This is a genomic window from Candidatus Fermentibacter sp., assembly GCA_030373045.1.
Classification (GTDB): Bacteria; Fermentibacterota; Fermentibacteria; order Fermentibacterales; family Fermentibacteraceae; genus Fermentibacter.
The window spans coordinates 1-20,703 of sequence record JAUCPW010000032.1; the positions used below are offsets into that span (position 1 = coordinate 1).

Consider the following 20,703-nt stretch of genomic DNA (forward strand, 5'->3'; position numbering starts at 1 on the left):
ATCTACACCGTTCGGAACTCGTCGGCAGCGTCAGATGTGTATAAGAGACAGGCCGGGGGGCGCTGCGCGGCGCGCCACGCGGCGAGCCTCGCGTCGTAGGCCCGGCGCCTGTCGGGGTCGGCGAGGAGGTCGCGGGCCCGCGCGATGAGCTTGAAGCGCTCGGGGTCGCCGCCGCGGTCGGGGTGATGCTCGAAGAGGAGGCGGCGGGCGGCCTGGGCGACCTCGTCGGCGGTCGCCGTCTCGGGGAGGGAGAGGACCTCGTAGGCGGTCACGGTCCGCCCCTCATCGCGCGGAGCATTCTCTCCGACCTGTTGATCGCCCTGATCAAGTCGGAATCAGAGGGATCGGCCCGAAGTTGGGCGTAGAGCGCGTCCAGGGTCCATTCCCAGAATGAAACCGGGTTGTCCTCGATCCGGCGACGACGCTCGACGTATTCTGCCCAGGTCTCAGTCGCCACGGTTCCCTGCTTTCTTCTCCGCCTCCTCGGCACGGTCCTGAAGCTCGTACGCGCGGACCACCTTCCCGGCGAGGCGGTAGCGCCAGGCAGAATACGCCCCGATCGCGGCGATAACAGTGGGAAGCATGCGAAGCGGCGACAGCTCGAAGAGGAAGGCGGAGACAGCCGAGCAGACCACGAAGGCGTACCCCCAGGCACCACGCTCGAAGTCTGCCCGATCCTGCTGATACCGCGGGATCACGGCTCCATCCTCCCGAGGAACGGGTTCGCGGCGCGCATGAAGGCGCCCGGCAACGCCGGGTCCTCGACGACCCTGAATCCGCGGACGCGCCGCCTCTCGGCGTAGTCACTCCTCCACGTCCCTCCCCGCGCGTAGTGACAGAGTGAGGTCGGATGACCCCTCTCCCTCCTACGCTGCGACCCGCTTGGACTGACGGACGGGCAGTGGTCGGGGTCGAGGGTCCTCTCCCGGAGCCGCACGGAGACCTCGAACATCATGTCCCCCTCCAGCGCCCGGAGGACGCCGAGGCTGCCTCCCCCGCCGTCGCGCCACGAGCTGGGCGACCCTGCTTCAAGGTCGGCCTGCTCCGCGCCGAGGTCCCACCGGAGCGCATCGTCGGACCCGGCAAAGTAAGGGTTCGCGGGCTCCACCAAGCCGTCGAGGGTGGAGGCCGCTTGCCACAGCCGGACCGCCTCGTATCCCGCGCGGAACGCGGGGTCCCCGAGGGCCGCCTCCAGCGCCTGGTCGACGATCCTCTCGTCGAGGCGGGCCCCCGCGGGGGGAGGTCCGAGTCGGTCGTTGTCCATGCGCTGCCTATCCTTTCTCTCCGATCCACTGCCGCGCGGCCCTGCCGATCCACTCCGCGTACGCGGGCGGTATCGCCTGACTCAAGGACGCCAGCGGCATCCAGTCGATCCCCATCGCCGCCTGCTGGACTTCGAGCGGGATTCTCCACACCCCCACCTCGACGGTCTTCCGCAGGTTAGACCTGTTCGTGGCGGGCGGGAATCGAGGAGACCAGCGACCGTGACCACATGACCTCGGCGGCGACAGCGGGAAGGTCGTCTCGAACAGTCGATGTCGTTGAACGTCAAGCGAGAACATCGACCCGCAGAGCAGGACCGGATCCTTCAACGAGGAGCGAGCCCCCTCGACGTTCTCGATGACGTAGGGGATGCCCGCCTCCGCGAGCCGGTCGCGAACACGCGGGATCATGTTCTCGCTCGGCCGGACGTGGTTTGACCTGCGCCGGTAGGCCGTGGCGAACTGGCACTTGGGCGACGCCCAGACGAGGTCGAACCCGGAGACGTCAAAGGCGAGGGCGTCCGCGCGGACGAACTTGAACGGGTACGTGGGCTGAGGCTCGATGTCCACCCCGGTCACCTCGAACCCGGCCCGATGGAGCCCCATGGACGCCCCTCCGGCGCCGCAGAACAGATCGAGGGCCTTCAACTTCATCCTCTACCCTTCCTTCAGAATCAGATTCCAAGACGGATTATCAGAACCAGACTGAGAACGCAACCGTCAAGTCTTCGGGGGGAGCCCCATCATCTCGGAGCGGCGAGCGGCGCGCGCCGCGGCCCTCTCCCTCTCCGCCCTCTCGATCCTGGCCGCCTCCCTCGCATGCTCCCTCGTCTCGGACTTCTCCCGCCGGAGGACCTCCCCGCTCTTCCGGGCCCGGTCGTCGTCCTCGAACGAGCGCCGGAACTGCTCGCGCAGCCGGCGCACCACCTCCGGGGGGACCTTGAGCTCGATGACGATGTCGACGAGGGTTTTCGACGCGCGGAGCCTCTCGAAGACGAGCGCGGCGAGGACTCCCTCCTCCCTCGTCCACCCGGAGGACTCCTCGACCTTCGCGGCGGCCTTCTGCGCGTCCCTCGCGAGGAGCTTCTCCCGAAGTGCCGCGACCTTGAGCGGGTCGTAGCGGTAGCGCTTCTTCCCACAGACGAGGACCACCTCCGGCTGGAGCTCCTCGTCGTAGGAGCGACGTAGGTGCGACTCCGTCCTCTTCAAGATCCGCGCAGCCTGGCGGCGCGTCAGCGGCCTTGACTTTTTTTCCTCTCCGTGCGCGTCGGCGTGGTCGGTCATGTCGGCCCCGGGGAGGACAGGCTAGCACGGGCCGCGCGCGCACGTCTATTCGACAAGCAAACTCCCGTTGCGGGGCGAGTTCTCCGCGGCGATCCTTGACGCGCGGGGCACCTCTCGCCCCCTTTCTTAGGAGAACCCCCGTAATGAACACCGGACTTCAGGTCGGCCTCGGCACCGTGGCCGGCGCATTCGCCGCTCGCGTCGCCGACGAGGCGATGCCCGATACGAAGCTCTACACCGTCGGGCTCGGAAGCGGCCGCGAGGCAGTGATCCGCCCGACCGCCGCCGTCGGCATCGCCGCCCTCGTTGCCGGCATCATGGGCGTCAGGATCCCGGGAGGTCCGGCGGTCATGGGCCTCGGGATCGGCATGCTCGGCTACGAGGCCGTGATGGAGGTCGGCGACGACGTCGCCGCCCTCGTCCTCGGTCTGCCGAGCCCGGGCGCGTCGACGCCCGCCCCCGTCGCGGGGCTCCCCGTCCCGGGCCAGACCCCGGCGGCGTTCGCCGGCTACTACCCGGGCGGTGGGGTGCCCGACTACAACCTGAACGCTGCCATGCAGGGGCTCGGCTTCGGCTGAGTCTTCCCCGGTCCGACTTCGCTTTCCTTCCTTCCTTCACGAAAGAGACACCGACATGAACTACGGCATCGTCCCCTTCGACCCCAACCTGCTGACCCCCGAGTACCAGATGATGCTCGCGGGGATGCGCGCCCCGCAGTCCGGCGCGATGGTCCCGGCGCCCGCGCCGACGCCGCCCATCCGCCACCCGCAGAACCCGGGGACCGTGCCCCCGGGCTTCCCCCAGGGCTGCCCGCCCTGCGCCCCGTGGCAGCCCCCGGCCTACGGCGCCGGCTGCTTCCCGTACCCGGTGAACCCGGCCGTCGCCCAGGCCCAGGCCCTCCTCCAGCAGTGGCAGTGCCAGCAGGACGCGATCGCCGCGGCGCGCGGGGACCGGGCGGAGAAGGCGGCGAAGCAGCCGCAGATCCCGCTCGGCGGACGCAGCGGCTCGATCGCGGCGGGCGCGACGGGGACGATCACGCTGACGCCCACGGTCGGGATCTGCCCCACGGGGATCGAGATCCCCGAGTTCATCGGGTCGTTCTTCCTGGTGACCTCGGTCACCTCGGCCCGGCAGGAGCTCCTCGGCAACGGCGTCGGCGTCAGCGCCGAGTCGTTCCGGCCCGACGCGCAGAACCTGCCGCGCCGGCTGGAGTTCCCCCAGATGCTCCCCGGGCAGGACATGGTGGTGACCTTCCTGAACATCGATGCCGCGCCGCACGAGGCGTTCGTCACCCTCTGGGCCCTGCCGCTGACGCAGGCGGTGCCCTGCCTCGCCTGACGCTGGATCTCCCGGCGGGGAGGGCATAGGATCTCCGCCATGCACAGCTCGCCGGGGTGTCCATGATCATCGAGAGCGCACTGTCAGCCCTCTTCTTCTTCGCCCTCGACCGGATGGGGGGGAGGTCGGGTCGCCCCGCAGCCTCCCGGACCCCGCCCGCCTCCCCTCCGTCCGGTCCCTCTCCCCTCGTTCCCCGCTTCAGCGCCGCGCAGGTCGCGCGGCTGACCCGCCCGCTCGACGGCGGGGGCCGCGTCTTCGCCCCCGGGGGGCGCGAGGGGCTCCTCCGCGAGCTCGCCCTGCGCTCCGCCGTGTCCGTGTCCATGGGCGGGCTGAGCGGGTGGCAGGTCTGCCCGCTGCGCGGGGACCTGGGCCCCGCGAGCGAGGTCGTGGCGAGGGCGGTCGCCGACGGTCTGTCGGTCATCTCCTCGCTCACCGTCGTGCTCACGGGGCTCGACCCGACCGTGCCGGTCCTCCTCCTCGCGGTCCCCGAGTCCGACGTCCCCGCGCTCACGGCGTCCGGCCCGTTCGCCGTGCTCGCGACCCCCCGCGACAGCGCGGGAACCCTCCGCGACGATCGCGGGCGCGAGTCGGTCCTCCCCGCCACTCCGGCGCCCTCGCCGATCGTCGAGTCCGCCCCCGTCGAGACGACAGCGGTCGATCCTGCGCCCTCCCGGCCGGCGGGTAAGTCCGGCGCGAAGCCGCGCAGGCCGCGAAAGAAGCCGGAGAAGGCCCGCTACGCCAACGGCGCCGCGCACCCCGCAGCGCGCGGGGAGGGCTGACCAGGTGGCCACGATCGAGTACAGGTGTCCGCATCATCTGCGGGATGCGTACTCCACCGCGGGGAGATGCCAGCGTGCATTCTGCAACCAACCTCTGGTCAGATCTGTCGGTCCGACGTTGCCCCTCGTGCTGTCTATCCGGGACGCGAACGGGGACGAGCTCGGAGCCATCGAGCTCGACGACTTCCGCCGCCGCTTTCCCCAGGCGCTAACGGTCTCCGAGGCCGCCCTGTTCAGAGACGACCGGGCGATGAGTCGGATCGAGGAGATCGTGAGGATCGGATCAGACCCCTCAGCCCCCGAGAACGTGCGCGCCGGGAACGCCTGCGGCGTGCTCCTCCTCGACCTCGCGACGCTCGCGATGGCCCACACGCGCGGCTACCGCCCGGCGCCTCCCCCGCCGCCCCAGCCCGACCCGATCGACGCCGTCGCGGAGACCACGTCATGAGGAAGATCCAAATCGTCACGGTCGAGCCCGGCGCGCACTATCAGATCCACGAGGTGGTCGACGGCCGACAGGAGGGGGGAGCAGACGTCTACGGCGACGCGCGCGTCGCCGCGAGGCGTGCCCGCGCCCTCGCGCCCGTAGCTCCGATCGAGTGGGTGAAGGGCAAGAGGAAGAAGCGGTCATGAGCACCGCCCGGCTCCTATTCGATCTCGTCCCCGATCGCGTCAAGGGCGCGACGGCGCGCGACGTGAAGCAGGTCGCGGGGAGATACACCCCGTTTTCCCTTCGCGCGGCGGTGTGGGGCTGGAAGTTCTACCTGCTCGGCGCTCGGCAGGCTTTTTCAAGCTCGCGATGAACACCGCCCAGCTCCTCCGCTCCTACCGCGCCCTCCCGCCGCCGCTGCGCTACGGCCTCCCCGCGGCGGGCGCCGCCCTCGTCCTGCTTGCTGGGGGGTCCGCGGCCGCGTCTCAGGACCCCGAGCTGGACGAGAACGCCGTCGCGGGGCCCGCCTTCCCCTGGCTCCTCGCGTGGTCCCCAGCCGACAGGCAGATCCTCGTCGACGTGTCGCGCCGCCTGAACCTCGACCCGAGGTCGCTGACGAGCGTGTTCCAGCTCGAATCGCGCGGCGACCCGGCCGCCCCCGCGCAGCAGTCCGGAACGCCCCGCGGAGGGCTCATCCAGATCACGGTGGGAGCCCGCCTCCCGGGACTCGACACGAGCGAGAAGGTGTGGGCCGTGCGGGGCTGGCCCGTCTCCCGCCAGCTCCTAGAGATCGTCGAGCCCTTCTTCGCACGCTACAAAGGGCGCGACCTCTCCTGGGACGAGTTCCGCCTCTACAAGCTGAACTTCCTCCCCGGCGTCGCGGGCCGCGACGACGGGTTCGTTATCGGGCGTCGAGGCTCCGACGAGCCCCTGATCCCCGGGCAGAAGCTCACGCTCGGCGCGGTATACGCTGCGAACCCCGGGTTCGACCCCGGCGGCGCGAGGGGCTACTTCACGTGGGGCGACGTCAGGAAGAAGATCCAGGCAGCGCGGCGCGCGGGCGGCGACAATGTCGTGACCGTCGGCGGCCGCGTGATGCCCGACCCGCAGGCCGGCCAGCGCAGGATCCCGCCGCGGCGCCGCGCGCCCGGCTCGCTCCACCCGGTCCCGCCGTGGATCGCGGCGAGCGAGGAGATGGGCACCAGACCGCGGCTGGAGGGATGGTCGTGAACCCGTTCGTCTTCCCGCTCATGATTCTCGCGGGCGTCGCCGTACTCCGCGCGGCACTCAAGGGGGCCGGTGCTGAGAAGGTGTCCTTCTCCATCGCCGGCAAGAAGGTCCTCCTCGTCGGAGACTCCCTCGCCGTCGGCCTCTCACCGCCGCTCAAGAAGCTCGTCGAGGCGGACGGGGGCCAGCTCTCGACGAGGGCGACGGTCGGCACGACGATCCGCCAGTGGGCTCGGAGCCCGTGGCTCGCGGCATCTCTCGCGAGCGCGAGGCCTGCCCTCGTCGTCGCGAGCCTGGGGACGAACGACCTCCCGCTCGCGGGGGACCGCTCCGAGGACGTCACCTCGATCGTTGACCAGGTCCGCGCGGCGGGCGCCGAGCTCGTGTGGGTCGAGCCGCCGACGATGACGCTCCCCGACCGAGGGAACATCCGCGCGACCCTGCACAGACTCGTCCCGGCGTCAAGCCTCTTCCCCGGACCGAGCGTGCGGTTCGAGCGCGCCCCGGACCGGATCCACGCGACCCCAAAGGGGTACGCGGAGCTCGCGGCGGCCGTGTGGGACTGGATGAAAAGAAGGTAGACCATGGCCAATCATCTCCCCGGCGCCTCCGTCACGATCAACGGGACCGTCCAGATCGACACGACCGCGCCGATCCCGGTCGGCCTCACCGAGTCGAGCAGCCCCGATCGTCACGGGGCGCGAGAGCACCTTCCTCACGGTGGAGGCGATCTGACATGATCGTAGACCGCAGCTACGAGAAGAAGGCTCGCGAGCCGCAGTCGAACGCTACCCCGTGGTGGTCCGCGCACTGGAAGCGCGTCCGGAGGAAGGCGCGCCGCGCGCTGTCGAAGCTCGCCGTCGAGCGAGCGAGGAGCGAGGAGTAGAGCACCATGGACATGACACAGAGCGAGGCTCAGAGGGTCCTGCTGAGCGAGACCGCGCAGCAGCTCCTCGCCGACATCGCGGGGACGCACCGCCAGCTCGACATGATCGACCGCCGGCTCGGCGTCCCTGTCGACCACATGGCGATGCTCCCCGAGCGCGCCTCCGCGGTGAGGAACGTCCTGGCGGGGAGCATCGTCGTGAGCCACGCCACCGCGATCACCGCGCTCGGGGCGACCTTCCTGCTCGGCGTCGGCGTCGGGCTCTATCTCGCCCGGCGCGCTACCCGCAACCAGGCCTGACAGAACCGGAGCTGAAGATGAGATCGGTGCAGAAGCGCGACCCCCGCGGCACGCTGAGTCGGCGGAGCGCCGCCTACCTCGTGGCCCAAGTCCTCCCTGACGGAACGGTGACCCGCGTCATCGTCGCGAGCGAGCGGCAGCCCACCGTCCTTCACGGCGAGCAGAACGTCGTCCTCGCCGCCGCGCAGGGCGCGACGTACGCCGACGCCGAGCGGCGCCTCGTCGCCTCCGTGACGAGGCCGGGGCAGACGCCCTACCCGACCACGACCCCGCAGGTCCCCATCCCGCGGACCCCGACCGAACAGCCCCTCCCACTGCCCCTGCCGAGCACGACCCCCGAGGAGGCGAGATGGAAGGACCGGGCCGCGTGGACCGGAGCCGGCCTGATCGGCGGGGCCGTCGGGTGGCTGGTCGCGAGGTCGCTCGCGGCGGCGCTCGCGGGCGGCGCGATCGTGGTCGGAGGGGGGCTGCTCTACAGGGACTGGAGCCGGGCGAGGATGCTGGAGGGGCGGCGTGGATGACGGCGCGGGCTGACCAAGCCGTGAAGCCTCGGGCAATCCAGCACGTCGAGAGGGAGCGATCTACGGATAGTAGGCGTTCAGGGCGGCGAGCAAGCGCTCCCACAGACGCTCGTCTCCGAGGCCGCGGAACTGTGTCCGAAACTCGACGGACTCCTCGGCGTACATCTTGAGGTGCTCCTCGCTCCCCTCGCGGAGGGCGCACTCGACGTTCGCGATCCGGTCGGCGAGCTTAAGGTTCGCGGCGGCGTCGCCCCTCCCCCGGATTTTCTCGTACACGGCTTGGTTCCGGACCCTGCGGTTCGGCCCCTCGCCGGTGACAGCCCAGACGAGCTCGGCTACCTCCGCGCCGAAGTGCTTCTCGACCTCGGAGATCATCGCCTTCCCGTCCTCCACGACGTCGTGGAGCCACGCCGCCGACAGGAGCACGTCGTCGACGATCTCGACGTCGCGGAGGACCTGCCGCACCTCGAAGAGGTGAGCGGTGTACGGGCGCCGGCCGTAGCTCTGTCCGCGGTGGCGCTCCTCGGCGAAGCGCATCGCGGCGAGCTCCATCTCCGGGTCCTCGTCCTCGGTCATCTGGGAGGCGAACTCGGCGACCATCTTCTCGCCGAGGGTCCTGAGGACCACGGTCCTCTCCATCTCCTCGACGGCGCGGGCGCACTCGCCGATCGCGAAGGCCGCCCTCACGCCACGCTCCAGTCCGTTCGGGAGTCCGGGCGACGAGAAATCCAGCTCGTTATCGGCGAACTTGATCAGCCTCCTCATCAGCCGCGCGATCTCATCTCTCATCGTTCTACTCCCTGCCTCGACTGTCTGTCCACTCGACATGAGAATCACCTGCCCTTCTTCCCGCGGAGGAGGAAGTCCTCCCCGTGCAGCTTCAATATCACCCGGCCGACACGCTCGTCGTACCTCTCCGCCGCCGGCCGGACCACCATCCCCTCACGCACGTGCGCCGCGAGGCGGCTCTCCCCCTCCGCGAGCCTCCGCAGATCCGTCGACCACGACCCGCGAAACAGCACCGGCACCAGATCCACCTCCGCCTCCTCGGCCACCCTCACCACGTCGTCCCAATCCAGGTAGGCGCGCCGCCGGATGTCCATCGCGTCGAACATCCGGAAGCCGCGCCGCTTCGAGGTAGCGTCGTAGGCGAATCCACGGGCGTCCCCGTAGACCTCACCGAAGATACCGATGTCCGACAACCGCGCGAGCTTCTCATCAAGCCCCAGCCTGCGCCCCACCTCCCACCAGTGCTGTGACTGAGGAACGTCGCTCGCCGGATCTTTCCACCCTGTCCGCGAGCCACAGTAGAGCCGCCCGTTGCCGTACACGTAGCGGGCGTTCTCCCCATGAATCTTCTCGGTGATCACCACCTCCTCCCCGGGGACCAGCACGTCCGGGTGGGCGCGCAGGGCCGGGAGGTCGGTGTACACTGGCAGGAGCCCCGGATCGCGCTCGTTACCCGTCGCCGGATCGGCCGGCTCGGCGCGCACGATCCGTAGCTCGGCGGCGACGTCCTGTCCTACCTGCCAGGAAGAGTCCGCCGCGGTGAGCAGGCCCATGGAGAAGACTCCGCGGAGCCGCTTCGCGGCGACCTCGACGGCGACCTTCTCCCCGGGCTTCCGGAGGAAGTCCCACCGCTCGTCGTCGGCGGGCAGGAGCGCGCCGACCGGGATGTAGACGGCCCTGTCGCCGGGCCGGAACTCTCCGGTGCGGATGATGACGGGGTAGCCTCCGGCTCCCCCGATCTCGGTGATGCTGAGGTTGTCGGCGCCCGGGTGCTTCCGCACCTCACCGACCTCGACGACGCGCACCTGAAACTCGCTCATGAAAAACCTCCTGTAGTCAACCGGGAATCAACCCGGGCATTCCCCGCGTCTGATGCATTCACTCAAGAACTCTCGCAACAGAGCGAAGTCCTCGACCGGGTCCATCTTCCAGTCAACGCTGTTCGCCCACCTGTCGAACGTGGGACCCCAACCGACGTCGATGTACGTCCATCCGTACCTGAGACGGAGTGCGGGGCCAGGCTCGACGCCCTCCCACTCGCTGTCGACCACGGGCCCGAACGTGGCGTACCCCGTCTCCCCGTCGACGTAAATCGTCCTCTCGACGACTCCTCCAAGATTCTCAATCCACTGCTCGATCATCTCGATCTGGCCTTCTCCAGGAGCTCCAGCCCCCTCCTCCGCAGCTCCTCGTAGTCGACCTCGACCGCCTCCTCCGCGCCCAGCCCTCCAGGCTCTCCCTCGTCGAGGTCGCGCACCGGGAACGGCAATGCCCCCGCATCCTCGACCGCCATCTCCCTCCACCACGCCCGCCGCGCCGCGTCCCAGCGGAACCCCGCCGCTCGCGCCTCCTCCCGCCTCTCGTACGATAGGACCGCCCGATACCTCGCCCTCGACCTGAGACCCCGGGCGAGCATCGCCTGGAGGTCCGCGCCTCCCTCCGCGACCCGCGCGAACAGGCGCGCGAGCAGCTCGCAGTCCGCCATGGCCCGGTGCGCCGTAGCGACGCCCAGGCCGTGGCGGAGTGCCAGGGAGACCAGGCTCTCCCCCGGACGAAGCTGGCCGGGCCAGTCGAGGTGGTCCATCGAGCAGATCCACGGCCGGCCCTCCCAGACCTCCCCGGGGACCCTCGCGCGGTCGAAGGCGGCCCCGTGCGCGACGAAGGCCTCCGCCGACGCCGCGAACGCGCGCGCCGCCGCCCACACCTCCCCGGCCGGCGGCGCCTCCCGAAGGAGCTCCGCCGGGATCCCGTTCACCGGCTCGGCGGGGTTCTGGGGGTCATCGCCGTGGCGGATGAGCGACGACCAGGACGCGACGATCGCCGCGCAGGGCACGTCGAAGAGGACCACCGCGACCTCGATCGCGGGGTCCTCGTCGGCCGTGCCCGTGGTCTCCGTGTCGAGGAGGGCGAGGCGGCGGAGCATCACTCGATGCCGGTCATGCGCGCGAGCTCTGCCTTCACCTCGTCGATGGTGGCCGGAGGCAGCTTCTCGCGGAGGTGGTGCGATCCCAAGGCGGCAGCGGTCAAGAGGGCGATGTTCTCGTCATCGGTCGCCGCCTCCTCCCGACCCTCCCCGTACGTACAGAGCAGCTTGTCCGCCATGCCTGGCCCATTGTTGCCCATATACGTACAAAGGTACACCGCATAACTCGCCTGAATGAGTTTCATGTCGCATTCTCCTGTTGCTCAGCGCGGATCATCCTCCGCGCACCTTGTCTCTCATGTCGCTCGATCGCCCGCTCGACGCGATCGCACTCCGCTCGGCGCCGGGTCGTCCTGCGCCAGATCCCCACGAGCCGCTTCGAGCCCCACCGGCCCTTGACGTTCATCGGAGGAGCCCGCCGACCTCGTCGGCGACTTTCCCCCAGACGTCGGCGCATGCCTTGAGACGCTCCCCCTTGTCCCATTGTCCGCTGGCAAAGACCACGTTCCCAGCTCCCCTCTCGTTTACCGCCCACCTCCTGAAGGTCTCCTCCAGCTTCCTCAGTCGGTCCCTCCACAGACCATCATAGATGTCCATCTCACGGCGCACCTCGGTCAACAAGCCAGCCTCGCGTCGCTGCTCGTCGGCGACGAGGCTCTGCTCCACCTGACCATACGCGATGCCCAGCGCACAGAACGCCTGATTCATCGCCTCGGAGGGCGTTGCGCCGAGCCCATCGATCCACGGGCCCTCCTCGGTGGCGCCGCCGCTCACCCCCGTGAATGATCGCGCGCCACCTCTGCCCGCTCATCTCAACCGTGATCTTCACGCTGACACCTCCTCCTGAAGTCTCTTCACCGCCTTCTCGACGAGCGGTTTCACGATCTCCGGTCCCACGGACCAGAAAGAGCGGAAGCCGAGGTCAGGACATTCCTCCCCCGCGAGAGCGAAGAGGCGGATGATGTGCTGCCTGTGAAACAGCGCCAGCTCCGTCTCGCAGTGGATGAATGCATACCCCAGCAGCTCCTCGTCCGTCATCGCGTCCCTCCGAGGCGGATCGCGTACCGCCTCCTGTTCACCTCGTCGAAGTGGGCCACCGAACCCCCGCCGGCGAGGATCTGCCTCACCCGCTCAACCTCCGCCGCAAACTCCTCCGGCCGGCACCGCGCGCACCACGGCCCTCCCCGCGGGTAAACATGGGTTCGGCACAGGTCGCAGCCGTTCATCTCATCAACGGAGAATGATTCCGTTGGCGCCCCGCCGTATGGGTACGACTTCATCTCCTCACCGCCACATCATCTCTCGAAGAGGGACCATCTGCCACGGCACCATTGACGCCGCGCCTGTGTCTTACCTACGGATAACGCTTCAAGGTCGTCATTTCCGTCTACTCGAAGACGCGCGATATTTCTCAGCGAGGTCTCGCTCCGCTCTGGCCATCCCCGCGAAGTGCCCGTCCCACCACGACGGGACAGGGATCCCTGTATGGAGGGCCCTCATCGCGTCCGACCTCGCCCTCCGCTCGTAGTCCTCGGCCGCGAGCTCGTGCCGTGTAGCCTGCTCCTCCGAGTCGCAGCGGACCCCACCCCTCGCGTGTCGCCTGGGCCCCTTGTCACCCCACCACCCGCGCCGGGTCACCTCATCACCTCCAGGGCCACGATCACCCCGTCCTCGTCCTCGCCCACGATAAAGTCCTCGTCCAGCCCGCTCGGCGAGCTGAGCAGCGTCGGGTCCTCGTCGTCCTCCCACGGTCGCCACGCGCCCGGGTCCGTCGGGCGATCCGAGGAGATCATCGCGCGCACCTCTCCGAGCAGTAGCCCCGGACCCGGGGCAGGACGCAGCGGATCGCAGCGTCGAGCCTGTCCCGCGCCACGGCGTCCTCCTCCGTAGCGGCGCGGGCGCGGGCGTCGCGGAGGACGATGGCGGCGACCTCGGGGCGGTCGAGGCGGTCTCCGCAGGCCGTGCATGTGGCGCCGTCCCGCTTCGACCGCAAGACCCGCTCCGATTCGAGGAAGAGGCTGACGACGTTCTGGTACTCGTCCAGGCGATGATCCCGGACGTGCGCCGCGATCCACGCCCACACCGGGCGGAGCTCGGCGACGTCGGTCAGCGCGTCCACCCAGCGAGCGTAGAAGAAGGAGGCGCGGGTCCGCTCGTCGAACATCATGTCGATCGCACGGCCGAAGGCCGTGGTCTTGCGCTCACCGCCGCGGGCCGCGTGGAGGTCCGCGAGGAGCCTCTTCGCCCACGGGTCGAAGTCGTGTCGATCCTGGCGGATGAGATACTCCTCGATCTGGTCGAGGACCTCGTCGAGGGGGGTGGTCATAGGTCACCGCTTTTCGCACACCGCACGCGGAGCGCGGCTACGTGCTGCTCGGCCTTGGTCCACGTCCTCGCCCGGTCACCGAACTCCGCCTCCGCGGCAGTGTGGTAGACGCGCTCCAGCTCCTGGAGAACGGTGTCGCGGGCGGAGGAGACAAGGGCGAGGACGTGCTTCAGGTCAGGGAGGCTCATCGGGAGGAGCCAGGTAAGTCTACTCCCATCTCGTATTTCACCCACGACCAGCTTGATCTCACCGAATACGACGGAGTGTTCCGAATCCATGACACGGTCGAGCTGAGCGCGTGAGCAACCCAGAATCAACGCGAGGTCATCGCGAGGGGGGAGGTCGTAGCCGCCTCTCTTCGCGCAGAGTCGGAGCCGGTTGAGACGGTGGAGAATATCGATACGGAAGTGAACGTCGGCGTCGATCGGATTCATGGTCAGCCACCATCCTTCGGCATCAGGTCGCGATCACCTCCGGACGCATGATAGGCGCACTCGACCGTTCCTCTCCCGCCGGCCCTGACACCACACCTGAAAGTCATGGGCTCCTCACCCTCCCCGCATGCTCGTTCGGGATCGTCTTCCTGACCTGGCCCCACCCCCTGAAATTACCGCTCCTCTCGTCGCCGGGGAGGGCCACGGCGACGTGCTCGAACGGCGACATGTGCGGCGGGTCCTCCGCGAGCATCTTCTGACAGAGCCGACGTGCCAGAAGGCCGCGACCGTGAGGAGGACGAAGAAGACGAGGGGGACGAGGAGGTAGATCATCGGTCGTACCCCCTCACCACCGAGTCACCGAGGAGGAGGTGCGGCACGTCCCCCTCGACGAGGACGTGGAAGTCGCTGTGCGGAGACTGGACGCCGGGGAGGCACCTCCTGGCGCGCATCGACTCAACCTCGTCGAGCATGTCGTGGAAGTCCTTCGTCGTCTCGTAGTCGCCCTCGGCGTAGTACTTCCCCCCGACGTTGCGGGGCCCGTTCCACGTCTTGAAGTAGACGAGCTTCACCTTCTTAGTATTGTTCGTGGCGTCCACGACTCCGACAAGGTTGAGCGCCTGGCACGCCTTGTCCTGGAGGTCGAGGAGGCACTCCCTCGCGCCCGCGAGGTCTCCGAGGCCCCACCTCAGCGCAGTCCGACCGAGAGCCTCCGCCATGCCGGAGACCACCTTCGTCACATCATCACCGATAGACTTCATTTCGTCAGCCTCCTCCGCTCCAGTCTCAACCAGAATATCCTCCCTCTAAGAGAAAAGTTCTGTCGTCGACGGGCAGAAATCGCTCTTCCGAGCAGATACTTGCGAATAGCTATCCGTCTCCGCACCACGCGGAGAAAGGTGGCAATCACGCGAAAATCCCCTCCTCGACCATGTCGAGGATCGACGTCACAACGGGGCCCGGGACGCGCATGGCGCCGAGCTGCCACTGCTCGCGAAGCTCACGGGCGCGCTGCTTCCCCCATGGGGCGCGGGACATGGGGACGACCTCACGGAGGAGGTTCTCGATCATCTTCCCCTCGTGCCCCGCGTCCACGCTCGACATATGCCACCTAAACGTACGACGATGAGGCGGAAGTCGGGGATCGGGGTACTCCCGATCAGACTGAACATCGAGCGACAAGCGAATGAACGCTCCATACCCGATCGGTGACGGGATAGGATCACAGATCACCCTCTCCACGAGGGCCGCAGCCTCCCGCGTGAGGCTCTCCCACGCCTCCCCGCGTCGCTGGCCGAAGTAGAGCAGCGGTCGAGCCTCCTCCGGAAGCTGATCCGGCGAGAGGGCGAGGAAGGCGCGCCCCACCCTCCGATCGTACTCGACGACCACCGCGCGGGGTGGCCTCCTCATAGCTTCACCAGCGCCCGAAGCGCATCCTCGGCCTCATACAGGTCCTGGAGCACCGACTCTGCCTCGAAGATGCTGCCACTGAAATTAGATACCCTATCGCACATCTCATCTACGCGCTCCCGCGCTTCCTTGATCGCTGCCGCACCTACTGCTGGGACCCAGAGACCGCATACCCTACACGGTCCAGAGGACCGATCGACGCCGCGCGAAGAGATGGGACACTCGCACTGACTCCTGATGACGGGCTTCGCTCTCGCCCCGATCTTCTTCCCCATTGCTACTCCTTCTTCGCCGCCTTGAACCTCAGGTGCCGCTCCTCGGCGAGGTCGGCCCGCCGCGCGTCGATCCACTCCCCGAGTGCCGGACGGTGAGCACAGAGCGCGTCGACCTTGGCCATGACGACGACCCGCTTCAGCTCCGTCGACAGCTCGTAGACACCCTGCTGCCGGAGGATCTCCTCCAACTCGGAGGTCGCGCGCATCGCGCCCGGCACGACCGTGAACGACCCCTCCTCCAGGACCACCTTACCCCGGAGCGGGATCAGGAGCGCGAGCAGCTCCTCGGCGGCCGCGAGCTCGGCGCGGAGGGAGAGGACCCTCCGGGCGCGAGCCTCCACCGTCGTGTCCCCGCCCGAGCCTACCGCCCTCCCCGCAGCCTCCGCGACCTGGTCGGCGACGACCGCCCCCCTCTTGGTGAGGAACCAGGAGTAGCAGGGCTTCTTCCCCGTCCTCTCGCGCGCGGTCCTCGCGACGACTCCCCGAGCCACGAGGTCCCCGAGCTGGCCGTACAGCACCGTCCCTCTCAGCTCTCCGACCACCGTCTCCACGCGACGCTTGACCTCGGGCTCCGTGAGCCCCGGGCTCGGGACGCCGCGGAGGGCAAGCAGCACGAGGCCCGCGGTGGTGAATACGGGGCAGCGCCAGAGGCCCGCCTCGACGGCGGTGTCGTCGGAGTCGTTCTTGTTCTTCGCGTTAGTCTGTGTCTGCATGTCAGAGCGAGTAACAGAAGAGGGAGAGGGTGTCAAGCATCCTTCTCGGTGCGCTTCTTACTCTGCTCACGACGCACCACCGATCAGGGCCAGGACCTGAACGTTCGCCCGCGCCCCCTTCCACGGCGGCTGGCCCTCACTCGCCCGCTCAGCGTTGTGCGCCGCGATCATGCGGTCGAGATACCCATCGACGTTGAACCCGTCGGGCACAGGGACAAGGAACCGGAGCCCGGTCCGCGCCCGCCCGAACAGCGCGTCCGTGGCCGGAGACCCAACCAGCGCGCAGAAGCCGCAGCTCTCTTCCGCCACCGCGCCGCGCACGAACCGTGCGAAGCTGATGTCGCACCCAGAACCGCTCGGCGTGGACCACAGTTGCGAGGCCTCCACCAGCACTTCGTCCAGGGCCGCGATCTCGCGGCGCACGGTTTGATCGTGCGTCACGCTCTCAGGGATCGAGAGCCAGAGACGCCCACCATGCTCGTCAAGGGACGGTCGGAGCCACCACGGCAGCTCGTCGAACGACGGGCCGCGGGCCAGCGCCAACGAGATAGCGTCGAGCTCGGCCTCGTACTTGCTGATCTCGCGCGCCGCGGTCTCACGCGGATCGTCCGCGCGATTCGCGATAGCGCGCTGCAAGTCCACGCTCCTCACCGACAAGATCCACGTCGCGATTCTCTGCTCGATATTGTTCTGCTCCACGTTACCTCCTCGGGCGCCTAGCGCCCTCACACGCGACAACCCCTACCGGGCGAAGTGCGCGTCGATCATGGTGCGCGCCTCGTCCACGTCCGCTTACCCTCCTCCGCGATACCACGCCGCTTACGCCGTCCTCTCCCTATACACCGCCTGCCTCGACACGCCCCGCGCGCGGGCCGCGGCCGCGACGCTGCCCGCCCTCGCCGTCCACCCCCTCCCGGCCGCCCCCGGAAAGTAGCCGAGCAGCACCTCGTGGGGGGGGTGGTGGGGGAGGAACGGATCCGTCCCGCCCTCCAGGATCCTCGCGGCTCGCCGGAGCCCCCACGCCTCGATCGCCGCGCGCAGCGCGTCGCCCCTCCGCATGCGGGGAAGGTCGCGGAAGTCCGCGCGGCGGGGGAGCCGGTCGAGGGAAGCCTCTGTCCCAGGGTCCTTCTGAGATGACGACTTGTTCACGTTCTGCATGTGAGAACGAGTAACAGAAGAGGGAGGGTCGGGTCAAGCGTTCTGTCGCCGACGTCAGCCCCCTCGTCCGGGACCGCGAAGGCCGAGCAGGACGGCGCCCGCGACCTCGGCATCGGAGTCAGAGGCGGACCCGACGGGGATGAGGCGGCCGATGCGACAGTCACGAAACCTGATAGACCCCTCGTCGATGACGACCTCCCACCCCGATGCTTCCAGTCCGGCCTTCACGGCCTCCCACAGGGGGAGGTGGACATACCCCGTCGTGTAGAGCCCGTTCGCGATGTTTTGGTTGATCCGGTCGATCACCGCTTGCACCGCAGGTGTCTGGAGCGCCGCAGCCTCCTCGGGTGTCAAAAATCGCCTAGTCATCGATCGTCCTCCCGTCGCCTCTTACCGGCAACACTGCGCACTGCGCGCTGCGATAGGCCAGGGCATCGCCGTACTGTCCACGCCCATCCCGTCGGCGACCATGAGGGCCGGGCGGAGGGAGGGCGGGATCGAGAGGTAGAGGTCGAGGGTGCGGATCATTCGTTCTCCTCGACCATGATCAGGGACACGGCCCCATCACCGTCGGCGTCCACCTGTACGTCGACGACGGGCTGATAAGGCCGATGCTGAATACAGACGTAGACGACCAGTTCTCGGTCTTGTTGTAGGAGCTTCTGAATAAGTTCGCCGACGGTCATCATATTGTCACGCCTCCGTACTCAAGCGGAAACCAGCCGACCGAATCTTCTGTTCCAATTCCTCCCACCGCTTTTGCGAATCCTCCCCGAATTCACGCGCACCATAGCGCCCGCAGTGATGCGTTGAGAAAACCACCTCCCCGCTCTGTCGCACATGGTAGCGGTGCCAGCCGCCCATCCCGTAGATGGTGCGAGTCCCGTACCAATCCACGGTTCCATCTTCATTCAGGATCCGACACGCGAGCACGCCGCCGATCGTACAGAACCCGTCCTTGCCGGGTTCCCATTTATCCCGCTCCATGTCCTCCCATTGTTTGTGGTGTCGGACCCATTTCTCGCCTTCCACCAGGCCGATCTTGCTCTCCAGGTCCTTGTCGTCTACGTAGACGGCCATGTTACCTCCAATCACTTTAATCACCCCGTCCGCCCCAGAGCGACGGGTTCTCGTACCTGTCATGCACCGCGATCGCCCCCGCCCCGAACCCGACGACGTCGGAGAAGCGCGAGTCGCACGAGGCCGCGCAGGCCCCGCCGGCCATGTACCAGCTCCTCCGATCCTCGTGCGGCTCCACCGTCCACACGTCCACCTCCCGGAGCCGGCGGACCACGAGCCGGGCGGGAGGCGCCTTGCTCGTGGGAGCGTGAACCTGGGACGAGGCGGGAAGCGGGCGGATGGTGGTATTCCGGCTTCGTCGGTCCTCGATGCAGACCACCGTCACCTCGTGGACGTGGCCGAAGGCGTGACCGCCCCAGCCGCCGGTGTCGCGCTGGTAGCTGGGGGTCGTGTAGAGACTGAGGGTCATTCCGCGGTCGAACATCGTTCTTTACTCCCAACAGATGGTGTACCCACCCTCGCCCCGGCCGCCGCGCGGCCATTGTTATTAGGCCCCGCCTCTCAGATCCCCGCCGCCGCGTCCAGCACGTGGAGCGGCGTGCCCCGATACACGACCTCGCTCCAGCCCTCCCCGATGTACACGTAACGCCGGCCGGGTTCGCGGACGTCGTTCTCGCACACGGGGCAGCGATCCCCCATCTCGTAGGCCGCCATGTCCAAGGCCTCGCAGTCGTTGCAGAGACACTCCGCCTCGCCCGAATTACGATAGATGGCACCGACCACCCGCCGGTAGAGGGTGCCTGCGTGCTCGAAGCAGCTCGGCGACTCCGTGAAGAGGCCGTAGTGGAGGACCGTCATGTAGTCCGCGCTGTACAGGTCGGAGAACTGGTCGTGTGCGTAGTCCGGCGGACCATCGTACGTGTACGCGAACCCACCCCGCGGCCCGTCGTGGAGCTCCCCGCCCGTCAGGCCGAAGACGATCTCCATGTGCTCCCGGTCGATATCTCGCTTGCTCATGATCCCTCCTCCTCTACCACCGCGCGATGCCCGTTCTCGGTTTCAATCAGTACGTCACGGTAGATCCCGCTCCCGCTGTCGTACACCTCCACGATCCGGCAGGGGATGTACATAGCCTGAAGCGAGAGAGGTTCTATCACCCGTAGCTCGATACTCATAGCTAGCCCCTCACTCGATGAACGCCGCCCCGCGACCCCGCTATTCCCGCTCCGCGCGCTCCCGCTCCACCCGGCGCCGCGCCACGATCCAGGCAGCCAGGTCGTCGCGGGAGAACCCGCGGCCGCGGATCCACGACGTGGGGAAGATGATCTCCGTGTCGGTGTGCTCCGTCCCGCTCGTATATCGCTGGTACAGCTCGAACAGGCGCTTGTCGTCGAACCAGGCCAGCGTGGCCTCGCGGAGATCGAACACCTTCCCGAGCTCGCGCCGCACGTTGCATGCGGCCCACGACTCCCAGGCCTCCCGCTCCGCCTCGCTCTCCCGCTCGGAGAGGTCCATCTCATCCAGGATCGGGTAGTTGGCCAGGGCCGACTCGATCTCCTCCACCTTCCCGGAGAGGGAGGGGTGAGCCAGGATGATCTCAAACCAGCCCGGGCCCCAGTGCCCGAAGCGGTGGACCTCGACCGTATCCGACTCCCCGCCGAGCATGTCGAGGGCCGACGCGAAGTTGGACTCCGCGCGTGGCCCCGAGTCCCTGTCGTGCGTGACCGGGACCACGATCCAGTCCTCCCGGTCGTCGAGCGGGATGTGCTGGTCGTACGCCGTGGGCCTGAACTCCGCGTAGGTCGTCATCGCTGATACTCCCTGCTAGCTAGTGACAATGGCTACGAACCTGGCCCCCGCCGCCGGAGTCGGACCGGCGTTCAGGCGCGCCCGACGCGCGCGGGGTGCGCGCTCACGCGCGCTTGAAGATCACCTCCCGACCTTGCGACCAGAGCTCGACAGGAACCTCTACCATGTAATCGGCATGCCAGTAGAGCACGGGATCGGGGGCGCACGGAACGTATTCCCCGTCATCGTCGAGGGTGTAATCCTCCGAGATGATGTCCTCGCACCCCGTCAGGGCCCCGATCGCCTCTGCCGGAACGTTCATCCATCCGTTCCCCAGGTGGTCCTCGATCATGTGCGAGGTATCATCCGCTCGTCGCTCCTCGACCAAGCGGCGCGCCTCTTCGATCCCTTCCTCCGTAGGAATGAGATGGAGATCCCCGGAATCGTCGACCTTCATCGTGATATATCGCCCAGCCATCGCATTGCCCACCTTCCCGGGCCCGCAGGCCCGTAGCCCCCGCCGCCGGAGTCGGACCGGCGTTCAGGCGCGCCCGACGCGCGCGGGGTACGTTCTGCTTACCCATAGCCCCCGCGCCCGGTCGCGAACCGGAACCCGGGCC

At 68.3% G+C, this 20,703-nt stretch carries 43 protein-coding genes; 12 read left to right on the forward strand and 31 right to left on the reverse strand.

Annotation, left to right across the window (positions count from 1 at the left end):
• Positions 1–2: 2 nt before the first annotated feature.
• The 5 genes from QUS11_06470 to QUS11_06490 form a co-directional block, all read right to left on the reverse strand.
• A complete protein-coding gene (locus QUS11_06470) occupies positions 3–272 on the reverse strand; it encodes a DnaJ domain-containing protein (GenBank protein MDM7992942.1) in 270 nt (89 codons plus the stop codon).
• A gap of 174 nt (positions 273–446) precedes the next feature.
• A complete protein-coding gene (locus QUS11_06475) occupies positions 447–698 on the reverse strand; it encodes a hypothetical protein (protein ID MDM7992943.1) in 252 nt (83 codons plus the stop codon).
• Positions 695–1,264, reverse strand: coding sequence for a hypothetical protein (locus tag QUS11_06480; GenBank protein ID MDM7992944.1), 570 nt, complete (start codon positions 1,262–1,264; stop codon positions 695–697). Before QUS11_06480 ends, QUS11_06475 begins: the two co-directional genes overlap by 4 nt.
• Before the next feature lie 7 nt (positions 1,265–1,271).
• Positions 1,272–1,916 carry a hypothetical protein gene (locus tag QUS11_06485; GenBank protein ID MDM7992945.1) on the reverse strand — a complete coding sequence of 215 codons (645 nt, stop codon included), beginning with the start codon at positions 1,914–1,916 and terminating at the stop codon, positions 1,272–1,274.
• Between the two features lie 66 nt (positions 1,917–1,982).
• Entirely contained in the window at positions 1,983–2,546 is a 564-nt protein-coding gene (locus QUS11_06490; GenBank protein ID MDM7992946.1) for a hypothetical protein, read from the reverse strand.
• Positions 2,547–2,689: 143 nt separating this feature from the next.
• On the opposite strand from QUS11_06490, the gene QUS11_06495 reads away from it, so the two are divergent.
• From QUS11_06495 to QUS11_06550, 12 genes are read left to right on the forward strand one after another with little or no spacing between them, the layout of a single operon-like run.
• Positions 2,690–3,124: a hypothetical protein gene (locus QUS11_06495; protein ID MDM7992947.1), complete on the forward strand. Its 435-nt coding sequence runs from the start codon at positions 2,690–2,692 to the stop codon at positions 3,122–3,124.
• A 55-nt stretch (positions 3,125–3,179) separates the two neighbouring features.
• Positions 3,180–3,884 (forward strand): hypothetical protein, encoded by a 705-nt coding sequence (locus QUS11_06500; GenBank protein ID MDM7992948.1) that lies wholly within the window; start codon positions 3,180–3,182, stop codon positions 3,882–3,884.
• A 56-nt stretch (positions 3,885–3,940) separates the two neighbouring features.
• Positions 3,941–4,663 (forward strand): hypothetical protein, encoded by a 723-nt coding sequence (locus tag QUS11_06505; protein MDM7992949.1) that lies wholly within the window; start codon positions 3,941–3,943, stop codon positions 4,661–4,663.
• Positions 4,664–4,667: 4 nt separating this feature from the next.
• Positions 4,668–5,111, forward strand: a complete 444-nt coding sequence (locus QUS11_06510; protein ID MDM7992950.1) for a hypothetical protein — start codon at positions 4,668–4,670, stop codon at positions 5,109–5,111.
• On the forward strand, positions 5,108–5,296 hold the full coding sequence (locus tag QUS11_06515) for a hypothetical protein (GenBank protein ID MDM7992951.1): 189 nt from the start codon (positions 5,108–5,110) through the stop codon (positions 5,294–5,296). Before QUS11_06510 ends, QUS11_06515 begins: the two co-directional genes overlap by 4 nt.
• Entirely contained in the window at positions 5,293–5,466 is a 174-nt protein-coding gene (locus QUS11_06520; protein MDM7992952.1) for a hypothetical protein, read from the forward strand. The genes QUS11_06515 and QUS11_06520 overlap by 4 nt, the downstream gene beginning before the upstream one ends.
• Positions 5,463–6,323 carry a hypothetical protein gene (locus QUS11_06525; GenBank protein ID MDM7992953.1) on the forward strand — a complete coding sequence of 287 codons (861 nt, stop codon included), beginning with the start codon at positions 5,463–5,465 and terminating at the stop codon, positions 6,321–6,323. Before QUS11_06520 ends, QUS11_06525 begins: the two co-directional genes overlap by 4 nt.
• Positions 6,320–6,901, forward strand: coding sequence for an SGNH/GDSL hydrolase family protein (locus QUS11_06530; protein ID MDM7992954.1), 582 nt, complete (start codon positions 6,320–6,322; stop codon positions 6,899–6,901). Before QUS11_06525 ends, QUS11_06530 begins: the two co-directional genes overlap by 4 nt.
• 3 nt (positions 6,902–6,904) lie before the next feature.
• Positions 6,905–7,060 carry a hypothetical protein gene (locus tag QUS11_06535; GenBank protein ID MDM7992955.1) on the forward strand — a complete coding sequence of 52 codons (156 nt, stop codon included), beginning with the start codon at positions 6,905–6,907 and terminating at the stop codon, positions 7,058–7,060.
• Positions 7,057–7,206 (forward strand): hypothetical protein, encoded by a 150-nt coding sequence (locus QUS11_06540; protein MDM7992956.1) that lies wholly within the window; start codon positions 7,057–7,059, stop codon positions 7,204–7,206. Before QUS11_06535 ends, QUS11_06540 begins: the two co-directional genes overlap by 4 nt.
• A 6-nt stretch (positions 7,207–7,212) precedes the next feature.
• Complete coding sequence (locus tag QUS11_06545; GenBank protein ID MDM7992957.1) at positions 7,213–7,506, forward strand: hypothetical protein; 294 nt, start codon at positions 7,213–7,215, stop codon at positions 7,504–7,506.
• 17 nt (positions 7,507–7,523) lie between these two features.
• A complete protein-coding gene (locus tag QUS11_06550) occupies positions 7,524–8,027 on the forward strand; it encodes a hypothetical protein (GenBank protein MDM7992958.1) in 504 nt (167 codons plus the stop codon).
• A 60-nt stretch (positions 8,028–8,087) separates the two neighbouring features.
• Here the strand turns inward: QUS11_06550 and QUS11_06555 are convergent, their stop codons facing one another.
• The 26 genes from QUS11_06555 to QUS11_06680 form a co-directional block, all read right to left on the reverse strand.
• Positions 8,088–8,816, reverse strand: coding sequence for an HD domain-containing protein (locus tag QUS11_06555; GenBank protein MDM7992959.1), 729 nt, complete (start codon positions 8,814–8,816; stop codon positions 8,088–8,090).
• Positions 8,817–8,860: 44 nt separating this feature from the next.
• Complete coding sequence (locus QUS11_06560) at positions 8,861–9,856, reverse strand: RNA ligase family protein (protein MDM7992960.1); 996 nt, start codon at positions 9,854–9,856, stop codon at positions 8,861–8,863.
• Between the two features lie 27 nt (positions 9,857–9,883).
• The gene (locus QUS11_06565; GenBank protein MDM7992961.1) at positions 9,884–10,177 is read right to left on the reverse strand and encodes a hypothetical protein; all 294 of its coding nucleotides are present in this window, start codon (positions 10,175–10,177) and stop codon (positions 9,884–9,886) included.
• Positions 10,174–10,959, reverse strand: a complete 786-nt coding sequence (locus QUS11_06570; protein MDM7992962.1) for an exonuclease domain-containing protein — start codon at positions 10,957–10,959, stop codon at positions 10,174–10,176. The genes QUS11_06565 and QUS11_06570 overlap by 4 nt, the downstream gene beginning before the upstream one ends.
• A complete protein-coding gene (locus QUS11_06575) occupies positions 10,959–11,204 on the reverse strand; it encodes a hypothetical protein (GenBank protein MDM7992963.1) in 246 nt (81 codons plus the stop codon). The genes QUS11_06570 and QUS11_06575 overlap by 1 nt, the downstream gene beginning before the upstream one ends.
• A 157-nt stretch (positions 11,205–11,361) precedes the next feature.
• Positions 11,362–11,733 carry a hypothetical protein gene (locus tag QUS11_06580; GenBank protein ID MDM7992964.1) on the reverse strand — a complete coding sequence of 124 codons (372 nt, stop codon included), beginning with the start codon at positions 11,731–11,733 and terminating at the stop codon, positions 11,362–11,364.
• Positions 11,734–11,784: 51 nt separating this feature from the next.
• Complete coding sequence (locus QUS11_06585; protein ID MDM7992965.1) at positions 11,785–11,997, reverse strand: hypothetical protein; 213 nt, start codon at positions 11,995–11,997, stop codon at positions 11,785–11,787.
• Positions 11,998–12,593: 596 nt separating this feature from the next.
• The gene (locus tag QUS11_06590) at positions 12,594–12,752 is read right to left on the reverse strand and encodes a hypothetical protein (GenBank protein MDM7992966.1); all 159 of its coding nucleotides are present in this window, start codon (positions 12,750–12,752) and stop codon (positions 12,594–12,596) included.
• Positions 12,749–13,285, reverse strand: coding sequence for a hypothetical protein (locus QUS11_06595; protein MDM7992967.1), 537 nt, complete (start codon positions 13,283–13,285; stop codon positions 12,749–12,751). The genes QUS11_06590 and QUS11_06595 overlap by 4 nt, the downstream gene beginning before the upstream one ends.
• A complete protein-coding gene (locus QUS11_06600; GenBank protein ID MDM7992968.1) occupies positions 13,282–13,719 on the reverse strand; it encodes a hypothetical protein in 438 nt (145 codons plus the stop codon). Before QUS11_06600 ends, QUS11_06595 begins: the two co-directional genes overlap by 4 nt.
• Before the next feature lie 103 nt (positions 13,720–13,822).
• Entirely contained in the window at positions 13,823–13,972 is a 150-nt protein-coding gene (locus QUS11_06605) for a hypothetical protein (GenBank protein MDM7992969.1), read from the reverse strand.
• A gap of 76 nt (positions 13,973–14,048) precedes the next feature.
• Positions 14,049–14,480 (reverse strand): hypothetical protein, encoded by a 432-nt coding sequence (locus tag QUS11_06610; protein ID MDM7992970.1) that lies wholly within the window; start codon positions 14,478–14,480, stop codon positions 14,049–14,051.
• Positions 14,481–14,625: 145 nt separating this feature from the next.
• The gene (locus QUS11_06615) at positions 14,626–15,108 is read right to left on the reverse strand and encodes a hypothetical protein (GenBank protein ID MDM7992971.1); all 483 of its coding nucleotides are present in this window, start codon (positions 15,106–15,108) and stop codon (positions 14,626–14,628) included.
• Between the two features lie 17 nt (positions 15,109–15,125).
• On the reverse strand, positions 15,126–15,404 hold the full coding sequence (locus QUS11_06620; protein ID MDM7992972.1) for a hypothetical protein: 279 nt from the start codon (positions 15,402–15,404) through the stop codon (positions 15,126–15,128).
• A gap of 2 nt (positions 15,405–15,406) precedes the next feature.
• The gene (locus QUS11_06625) at positions 15,407–16,153 is read right to left on the reverse strand and encodes a hypothetical protein (protein MDM7992973.1); all 747 of its coding nucleotides are present in this window, start codon (positions 16,151–16,153) and stop codon (positions 15,407–15,409) included.
• 30 nt (positions 16,154–16,183) lie between these two features.
• Positions 16,184–16,816 (reverse strand): hypothetical protein, encoded by a 633-nt coding sequence (locus QUS11_06630; protein ID MDM7992974.1) that lies wholly within the window; start codon positions 16,814–16,816, stop codon positions 16,184–16,186.
• A gap of 120 nt (positions 16,817–16,936) precedes the next feature.
• Complete coding sequence (locus tag QUS11_06635) at positions 16,937–17,275, reverse strand: hypothetical protein (protein ID MDM7992975.1); 339 nt, start codon at positions 17,273–17,275, stop codon at positions 16,937–16,939.
• Between the two features lie 54 nt (positions 17,276–17,329).
• Positions 17,330–17,644, reverse strand: coding sequence for a hypothetical protein (locus QUS11_06640; GenBank protein ID MDM7992976.1), 315 nt, complete (start codon positions 17,642–17,644; stop codon positions 17,330–17,332).
• 21 nt (positions 17,645–17,665) lie between these two features.
• Positions 17,666–17,803: a hypothetical protein gene (locus QUS11_06645; protein ID MDM7992977.1), complete on the reverse strand. Its 138-nt coding sequence runs from the start codon at positions 17,801–17,803 to the stop codon at positions 17,666–17,668.
• On the reverse strand, positions 17,800–17,964 hold the full coding sequence (locus tag QUS11_06650; GenBank protein ID MDM7992978.1) for a hypothetical protein: 165 nt from the start codon (positions 17,962–17,964) through the stop codon (positions 17,800–17,802). The genes QUS11_06645 and QUS11_06650 overlap by 4 nt, the downstream gene beginning before the upstream one ends.
• A gap of 4 nt (positions 17,965–17,968) precedes the next feature.
• Positions 17,969–18,355 carry a hypothetical protein gene (locus QUS11_06655; GenBank protein ID MDM7992979.1) on the reverse strand — a complete coding sequence of 129 codons (387 nt, stop codon included), beginning with the start codon at positions 18,353–18,355 and terminating at the stop codon, positions 17,969–17,971.
• A gap of 16 nt (positions 18,356–18,371) precedes the next feature.
• Positions 18,372–18,779 carry a hypothetical protein gene (locus QUS11_06660; GenBank protein ID MDM7992980.1) on the reverse strand — a complete coding sequence of 136 codons (408 nt, stop codon included), beginning with the start codon at positions 18,777–18,779 and terminating at the stop codon, positions 18,372–18,374.
• Positions 18,780–18,856: 77 nt separating this feature from the next.
• Positions 18,857–19,312: a hypothetical protein gene (locus tag QUS11_06665; GenBank protein ID MDM7992981.1), complete on the reverse strand. Its 456-nt coding sequence runs from the start codon at positions 19,310–19,312 to the stop codon at positions 18,857–18,859.
• A complete protein-coding gene (locus tag QUS11_06670) occupies positions 19,309–19,470 on the reverse strand; it encodes a hypothetical protein (GenBank protein MDM7992982.1) in 162 nt (53 codons plus the stop codon). The genes QUS11_06665 and QUS11_06670 overlap by 4 nt, the downstream gene beginning before the upstream one ends.
• Before the next feature lie 40 nt (positions 19,471–19,510).
• Positions 19,511–20,104: a hypothetical protein gene (locus QUS11_06675; GenBank protein ID MDM7992983.1), complete on the reverse strand. Its 594-nt coding sequence runs from the start codon at positions 20,102–20,104 to the stop codon at positions 19,511–19,513.
• Between the two features lie 103 nt (positions 20,105–20,207).
• Positions 20,208–20,435 carry a hypothetical protein gene (locus QUS11_06680; GenBank protein ID MDM7992984.1) on the reverse strand — a complete coding sequence of 76 codons (228 nt, stop codon included), beginning with the start codon at positions 20,433–20,435 and terminating at the stop codon, positions 20,208–20,210.
• Positions 20,436–20,703: the final 268 nt, after the last annotated feature.